Source organism: Vibrio sp. V43_P6S15P86 (genome assembly GCF_009904725.1).
In the GTDB taxonomy this organism is placed as follows: Bacteria; Pseudomonadota; Gammaproteobacteria; order Enterobacterales; family Vibrionaceae; genus Vibrio; species Vibrio diabolicus.
In genome coordinates, this window is the sequence record NZ_WXWT01000092.1 from 1 (window position 1) to 4,129 (window position 4,129).

The window sequence follows — 4,129 nt, forward strand, 5'->3', positions numbered from 1 at the left end:
GAATACCACTATGGAACTTAAAATCTGTATCTGGCGTAGAAATTAAATCCGCCTCAACTCGGCCAAAATAGGCTATGCGTTCGCTGATGTCTTTCCCCGCGATTTGCTCTGCCAATACAAGATAATCTTGATAGTGGCGTGCTTCTGAGCGCAGTAAAGAAACGTAGAATTTTGCGATATCGTCATCCATATGTGGTGCTAGTTTGGCAAAACGCTCACAAGATCGGGCTTCGATGTACGCACCAATGATGAGTTTATCGATCAGCGTTTCCGGCTCATGAGTCTTCATATGCGAAATCAGTCCTTTAGCATAGCGACTTGCTGGAATATTTTTATACTCAATTCCACGACTTTCCATGATCTCTAAAACTTGATAAAAGTGGTGTAACTCCTCTTTTATCAAAAGCACCATCTTATCGATCAAATCTTGGCTGTATGGTGAGTCGGACTTAGCCATGATTGACTTAGAAATATTGCTCTTGCCTTTTAAAGTTTCCAATGAGCCTACGTTACGGTAAGCAAAATCTTCGTAGGGCTTAAACCAGTCAAGTAGAGCATGTGAACTGGATTGGTCAACGGCATACTTACGAATTAAAAACATCGCAGATTGGCCAGCTTTTAGCTCACACAGTAGGTGGTCTAATAAAATGGTTTGAAGGTTTTCTGGTTTCTTTGCTTCCTCTACCCATTCATCAGGTGTGCTGCATTGCAGAAATTGGTTAATGGGAGCAAGAAGATCTTGATAGGCGTCTAGATTCATCATTTTAGTTTTAGTACTTCACATTCTAATTGGGCATATCCGCTATCTTACGGATAGAAAAAAGGCTGCGATTGCAGCCTTTATTGACCTTAAGTGAATGTTACCACTTTTTCTTCTCGCCGAAGAGTGCTTCCATGTCATTGTCGCGCTCTTTATCGGCGATCTGCTGCATTTCGGCATCACTTTTATCTTGGCGTTTTTTATCTAGGTCGCCCAACATGTCTTCAAGCTTCTGTTTCGCTTGAATCGAGTAGGGGTCGCTCTTTGTACTCAATGCATCGATACCTTTGCGTAGCAGTTGAAGTGCTGTGCCAGGTTGACCTCGAGCAATAGAGTCGTTTGCTCTTTTGATGACGTTTTCGATGTTGATACGAATCTGCATCGTTTCTAAACGCGCATTTTCAGCGACATAAGTCTGGGTGTCGATACGGCCTTTATTGTGTTCGTTACGGATAGTATCGCGAAGGCGCTTCACCAACTTAAGCATGACGATGGCTTGTTTATCACTGCTCGGCATTTTGAACGTGGTACTCTCGCCAGTGGGACCATTCTCTTTCAGTTGCTCAATCTGTTGCTTCATGTTTTCGATACGTTGAGCAAGCTGCTTATTCTTCGGGTCAAGCTCATGCATGCTTTCTAGCGCGTCAAGAATACGATTGTTTAGACACAGCAACAGCTCCTTACTAAAAGGGATATGGTGCGCATGACCAATCAACTCTTCAGTGCCATCAATCAAGGCAACATAGCGTGCGGACTCCTGTCTTTTCGCAGTCTCTACCTTGACCTTATACTGCAACATAATGTTATAGCCTAGGATCAACACCAGTAGGATGGCTACCAAAGCGATTATTAAACCAATATTCATATCTTTGCGTCTGCTTTACTTTTCTACGGCTAGCGTTAAAGAATACATGAATCTTATCTTACTCGGCACCCTATTTGTTTGATTATTTTGTCTCTCCCACGTTTTAGCTACTGATAGAAGTCACATCATAGAAATTCAGTCATTTATTGGCTCAACTTTGTGCATATTGTTTCTATGTTGAGGATTATCAGTATGTGATTGAGGTATAAGTTAGAAATTACTGTTCATTTCGATTTGAACGCGTTATAACTAATTATTATATCACTCGTCCGAGTGGCCAATAAATTCTCTCATGAACAAGTAAGGGATTACGATGAAACTGCAGCAGCTGAAGTATATTGTTGAGGTTGTAAACCATAATCTGAATGTATCCGCGACGGCAGAAAGCTTGTATACCTCTCAGCCAGGTATCAGTAAACAGGTTCGGTTGCTGGAAGATGAGTTAGGCATTCAGATTTTTGAACGTAGCGGTAAGCACTTAACACAGGTGACACCTGCTGGTGAAGAAATTGTTCGTATCTCCCAAGAGATTCTGGCTCGCGTAGAAAGTATCAAAGCTGTAGCAGGGGAGCACACCCACCCAGAAATGGGGACGCTGAATATCACTACCACACATACGCAAGCGCGTTATGCTTTGCCGGATGTCATCAAAGGTTTCACTTCTCGCTACCCAAAAGTGTCGTTACACATGCATCAAGGTACGCCGTCACAAATGTCTGAGGCGATTGCCAAAGGTACGGCAAACTTTGCGATTGCGACGGAAGCGCTTCACTTATATCAAGATGCCATCATGCTGCCTTGTTATCACTGGAACCGTTCAATTGTCGTGCCCAAAGATCATCCATTAGCGAAGAAAGACAAAATAACGATCAGCGATCTTGCCGCTTATCCATTGGTCACTTATGTGTTTGGTTTTACGGGACGTTCAGAGTTAGATACCGCATTTAATCGTGAAGGTTTAACCCCGAGAGTGGTGTTCACTGCAACTGATGCGGACGTTATTAAAACGTATGTTCGCATGGGTATTGGTGTTGGTGTGATTGCGAGCATGGCTGTGGATGAAGAGCAGGACAGCGATTTAGTCGCAATAGATGCGAGCCATTTATTCGGGGCTAGTACGACAAGTATTGGCTTCCGTCGCGGTACATTCCTGCGCTCATACATGTTCGATTTTATGGAACGCTTTGCTCCTCATTTAACTCGCCCAGTTGTAGAGCAGGCGATTTCTTTGAAATCTAATGCAGAAATAGAAGAGATGTTTAAAGACATCGAGCTCCCGGTGAGATAACACTTCATTGATGTTTCGATTCCCTCTACAATGCGCTCGTTGTAGGGGGGAGTTATGAAAACGCAATTTCAATTTATTAATGACTGCTTATTGGAAAACGAATCGCTATGGCGGTTTGAACCATTTAAAAGTAGCATTCACACCTCATTACCTTGGCAAGAGCAACACCCTCAGTTGTGCCAGTGGTTAGTGTCTCTTTCTCCCTCTCAAATCGAAGAGTATAAAGCGGAACCTGAACTCGCCTTAAAAGCGATAAGCGCGTTCGTGCCTCAACTCGAACAACTCGCTTATCACACGCGTTTAGAGTCTTTAACATTAAATGGTTTGGCACTTGCTCGTGGTTTAGACAACGGCATTCCCGGACGTAAGCTGGAGCAAATCAGCTCGATGGGTGAAGCTGCAATTCAACAACACTGTGGCGAAGAATGGTTAGAGTGGTGTTCAGGGAAAGGTTATTTAGGACGAATCCTGGCAACACAAACCGATCAGCCTGTGACCAGTTTCGAATATCAACAAGTACTGTGTGATTCGGGGCAACAAGCTGCGAATGAACACCATTGGAAAATGACGTTTATTCAAGGTGACGCGTTCGATAGCAAAGCAAAAGCGGTATTCAAGCCAACGCAACACGCGGTGGCACTGCATGCGTGTGGTGACCTCCATGTTCGTCTAATGCAGTACGGCAGTGAGAATGGGATTGCTGCGATGACCATCTCACCTTGTTGTTATCACTTGATTCAGTCGGAACAATACCAGCCGATGTCGAAACCGGGGAGGGTTTCTTCTCTCTCATTGTCTAAGCAAGAACTGCGTATCCCGTTACAGCAAACGGTGACAGGGGGAGAGCGTGTACGTCGCCATCGTCAGCAGGAAATGGTGTTTCGTCTTGGCTTCGATTTGATTACTCGACGAGCGTTAGGCATGGCAGAGTACCAACCTGTCCCCAGTATTCGTAAGTCGCAATTAAGTGAAGGCTTTGAATCTTTGTGTCGTTGGGCGGCGGAGCAGAAAGGTATCGTTCTTTCTCAAGAAATCGATTTCGATCATTTTGAAAAGTTAAGCGAACAACGCTTCTGGCAAATGGAGAGAATGAGCTTAGTGCAACTGGTTTTTCAACGTCCATTGGAGATCTGGCTCGCATTGGACAAAGCACTTTATCTTGAAGAACGTGGTTATCGTGTTAGATTGTCAGAGTTTTGCCCTAAATCAGTTACAC

General features: G+C 44.0%; 4 protein-coding genes. 2 read left to right on the top strand and 2 right to left on the bottom strand.

What is annotated here, in order from left to right:
- Both miaE and CAG69_RS03840 read right to left on the bottom strand, forming a co-directional pair.
- Positions 1-763 (bottom strand): tRNA isopentenyl-2-thiomethyl-A-37 hydroxylase MiaE (gene miaE, locus CAG69_RS03835; RefSeq protein ID WP_161442802.1); only part of this gene is annotated, 763 nt, incomplete at its 3' end.
- Between the two features lie 97 nt (positions 764-860).
- Positions 861-1,625 carry a hypothetical protein gene (locus CAG69_RS03840; RefSeq protein ID WP_006742886.1) on the bottom strand — a complete coding sequence of 255 codons (765 nt, stop codon included), beginning with the start codon at positions 1,623-1,625 and terminating at the stop codon, positions 861-863.
- 313 nt (positions 1,626-1,938) lie between these two features.
- On the opposite strand from CAG69_RS03840, the gene cysB reads away from it, so the two are divergent.
- The gene (gene cysB / locus CAG69_RS03845) at positions 1,939-2,913 is read left to right on the top strand and encodes an HTH-type transcriptional regulator CysB (RefSeq protein ID WP_161442804.1); all 975 of its coding nucleotides are present in this window, start codon (positions 1,939-1,941) and stop codon (positions 2,911-2,913) included.
- A 54-nt stretch (positions 2,914-2,967) separates the two neighbouring features.
- The coding region (locus CAG69_RS03850) for a methyltransferase (RefSeq protein WP_161442806.1) at positions 2,968-4,129 on the top strand (1,162 nt) is incomplete at its 3' end.